This window comes from Archangium sp. (assembly GCF_036388035.1).
Taxonomy (GTDB): Bacteria; Myxococcota; Myxococcia; order Myxococcales; family Myxococcaceae; genus Archangium.
Genome location: NZ_DASVSO010000187.1, coordinates 1 through 3,422, shown reverse-complemented (window position 1 = coordinate 3,422; position 3,422 = coordinate 1). Strand labels below are relative to the sequence as shown.

General features: G+C 71.3%; 3 protein-coding genes and 1 pseudogene. 3 read left to right on the top strand and 1 reads right to left on the bottom strand.

What is annotated here, in order from left to right; all coding sequences use genetic code 11:
* A pseudogene (locus VF697_RS08255) lies at positions 1-199 on the bottom strand (hypothetical protein); the annotation flags it as partial.
* A 106-nt stretch (positions 200-305) separates the two neighbouring features.
* On the opposite strand from VF697_RS08255, the gene VF697_RS08250 reads away from it, so the two are divergent.
* From VF697_RS08250 to VF697_RS08240, 3 genes are all read left to right on the top strand, one after another.
* Complete coding sequence (locus VF697_RS08250) at positions 306-1,757, top strand: nicotinate phosphoribosyltransferase (protein ID WP_331093005.1); 1,452 nt, start codon at positions 306-308, stop codon at positions 1,755-1,757.
* 17 nt (positions 1,758-1,774) lie between these two features.
* Complete coding sequence (locus tag VF697_RS08245) at positions 1,775-2,746, top strand: nicotinamidase (RefSeq protein ID WP_331093003.1); 972 nt, start codon at positions 1,775-1,777, stop codon at positions 2,744-2,746.
* Positions 2,743-3,422 (top strand): NUDIX hydrolase (locus VF697_RS08240; protein WP_331093001.1); only part of this gene is annotated, 680 nt, incomplete at its 3' end. The genes VF697_RS08245 and VF697_RS08240, both read left to right, overlap by 4 nt.

Here is a 3,422-nt window from a genome sequence, read left to right as displayed (position 1 = left end):
TCGGGGGCGGGGGCTTGGGGGGCTCGGGCGGGGGCGCCACCTCCACCTCGACGAACTGGAGCGTCGCCGTCACGGGCCTCGGGGGCGTCCGCTGGGCCTCGGACGAGGCGCGCCGCGTCTCCACCCACAGCCACAACAGGGCATGCGCGCCGAGGCTGAGGGCGAGCGCGAGCAGCAGTCGGCGGCGGGAGTCGGGCATCGCGGCCCGGATTCAACCACCCTTCGCGCCCATTCCGCTCCCCAGGAGGAAAGAGTATTGCTGACTCTTTCTCCGCCCGTTAGAGTTGAACCCCGGGAGGCAGACCATGGGGAGCTCGCTGCTCGCGACGGACGGCTACAAGTTCAGCATGGCGGAGGCCGGCTGGCCGCTCCGTCGTGAGACGTTCTACTACTCGCACCGCAAGGGGGGGCAGCAGGTGGTGCCGTTGGACCTCGAGTCCCATGTGCGCGCCCTGCTCCCGGAGCCGATCGAGAGCGACTACGCCTACCTGGCCCGCAACAGCTACGAGATGGGCGCGGCCTTCAAGGCGGCCATCCAGCGCAAGGACAAGCTGGTCATCCGGGCGCTGCCGAAGGGCGCGCGCTTCTACTCGCGCGAGCCGGTGTTCTCGGTGACGGGGACCTCGGCGCTGGTGTCGTGGCTGGAGCCGCTGCTCTTGCAGCTCAACTTCCGCATCCAGGTCGCCACGCAGGCGCTGGCGGACCGGGAGGCCCTGGCGAAGGCGCTCGCCGTGGTGTCGTGCGAGGAGGAGAAGCGCATCGCCCTGGAGACGCTGGACGCGGTGGGGGTGAAGCCGGTGCCCATGACGGTGGACACCGAGGGCTACCACGCGCGGGTGGTGGCGGTGGTGCGCGAGCTGGTGGAGGCGGTGAAGGACCCGAGCCGCATCTTCGAGGTGGGGCTGCGCGCGGCCACGTGCCTGGAGCAGCATGAGATCGCCCTGCGGGCCTGCAAGGAGGCCGGCGTGATGCGCACCAGCAACGTGCTCGGGGCGGAGCGGCTGGGGATGATTCCGGTGGGCACCATGGGGCACGAGCACGTGCAGCGCTATGGCTCGGACGAGGCGGCCTTCCGGGCCATCCGCGAGCGGCGCCCGGAGCGCTCGAGCTACCTGCTGGACACCTATGACACGCTGACCTCGGGCCTGCCGACGGCCTTCCGCCTCATCCACGAGGAGCCCAACTCGGGGGACTCCATCCGCTTCGACTCGGGCGACAAGAAGAAGCAGTACACGCAGGCGGTGTCGCGGGCGAAGGAGGAGGGCATCAAGCCGGTGCTCATCCTGGAGGACGGGCTGGACGCGCAGGCCACGCGCGAGTTCGAGGAGCTGCGCAGCCAGTACGGCTGGGAGCCGTCGAAGCAGTTCTACGGCTACGGCGGCTTCATCGTGGCGCGCACCATGGCGAATCCCTTCACGCGGGACCGGGTGGCGGCGGTGTACAAGCTGGCGAAGACGGGCCACGTGCCGACGATGAAGTTCGGCAACGAGCTGGCCGAGGGCAAGCAGAGCATCCCGGGCGTGCCGGTGGTGTTCCGGCGCCGGAGCGGCACGGGTCCCATCGGGCTCATCGGCCAGGAGGGAGAGCCGGTGCCCGAGGGCTACGAGCTGCTCTCGGGGGCCACGCCCGCGGTCGCCTCCGCCATTCCCCCGGCCGGGGCCGAGGACCAGCGCGTCGCCTATACGCCGGCCACGCAGGCGCTGGTGGACGCGCTGCGCCAGCAGCACTTCCCGCAGCGCCCCGCGCACCATTCTTGAGCTTCCTGGAGGACACCATGCCGTTGCCCATTCCCGAGTTCCATGACGAGAAGCGCGTGGGCGCGCTGTACCTGGAGCGTGCCGCGCGGGTGACCGACGAGGCGCGCCGCTACGCGGTGGCGAACAAGGTGAAGCCGGCGCGCGAGGATCGCGTGCGCATCGCCGCCTTCGGCATCGACGTCCAGGTGGCGTTCTGCCAGCCGGAGGCGAGCCTCTTCGTCCCCGGCGCGGTGGAGGACACGCAGCGCACGCTGCGCTGGCTGTACGCGCACCTGGATCGCATCACCGGGCTGGTGTTCTCGATGGACACCCACCGCGTGTTCCAGATCTTCCACCCGGCGTGGTGGGCGGACGCGGAGGGCCGGCAGCCGGCGCCGCTGACGCCGATTACCGCGGCGGAGATTCGCGCGGGCAAGTGGCGGGCCACGCGCTACCCGGAGGAGAGCCTGGCCTACTGCGAGCGGCTGGAGGCGACGGGCCGGTACGTGCTGACGGTGTGGCCGTACCACGCGCTGCTGGGCGGGTTGAGCCACGCGCTGCTGCCGGCGGTGATGGAGGCGAGCCTCTTCCACGCGGTGGCGCGGGACACGCAGACGCGCTTCGAGCAGAAGGGCGAGGAGCCGCTGACGGAGAACTACTCGGTGCTGTCGCCCGAGGTGACGGAGCTGTCGGGGCGGAAGGTGGGCGAGTTCAACCAGGACCTCTTCGACCACCTGCTGACGTACGACCGGGTGTACGTGTTCGGGCAGGCGAAGTCGCACTGCGTGCTGTCGACGCTGATGGACTTGAAGCAGCGCATCGAGGCGACGGACCGCTCGAAGATGGGGCGCATCTACATCCTGGAGGACGCGATGAGCCCGGTGCCGGCGCCGCCGCTGGAGCCGCTGCCGCCGGGGCTGGACTTCCCGCGCGTGGCGAACGAGGCGATGCGGACATTCCGGGAGGCGGGGATGAAGGTGGTGCGGACCACCGACCCGTTGGACGTGTGAGGGCCCCGGAAGTCCTCCGGGCGCGCGAGTCGCTGGCGGCGTACGCGCGCCCGGCGGTGGCGGTGGACCTGGTCATCCTGACGCTGCTGGACGGCGCGCTGAACGTGCTGCTGGTGCGCCGGGGCGAGCCTCCCTTCGAGGGGAAGCTGGCGCTGCCCGGCGGCTTCCTGCGGGTGGGGGACGGGGTGGAGGACCAGGGCGAGGACCTGGACGCGGCGGCGGCGCGCGAGCTGGAGGAGGAGACGGGGCTCGGGGCAGGGGACGTGCTGCTGGAGCAGTTCGCCACGTTCGGTCGGCCGGGAAGGGACCCTCGCCTGCGGGTGCTCTCGGTGGCGTACTACGCGCTGGTGCGGTCGGACCTGGCGCCGCGGGTGCGCGCGGGCGGAGACGCGGCGGAGACGTGCTGGAGCCCGGTGGCGGAACTGCGCGAGGGCGCGCTGGCCTTCGACCACGAGGACATCCTCCGCGTGGCGCTGGAGCGGATGCGGGACAAGCTGGACACGTCGTCGCTGGCGTTCTCGCTGGTGCCGGAGACCTTCACCATTCCGGAGCTGCGCGCCGTGTTCTCCGCGGTGAAGGGCGAGCCGCAGGATCCGGGGAACTTCCGCCGGAGGGTGACTCGGCTCATCGAGGACGGTGTGCTGGAGAAGGCACCGGGAGTGCGGCGGACGGCCTC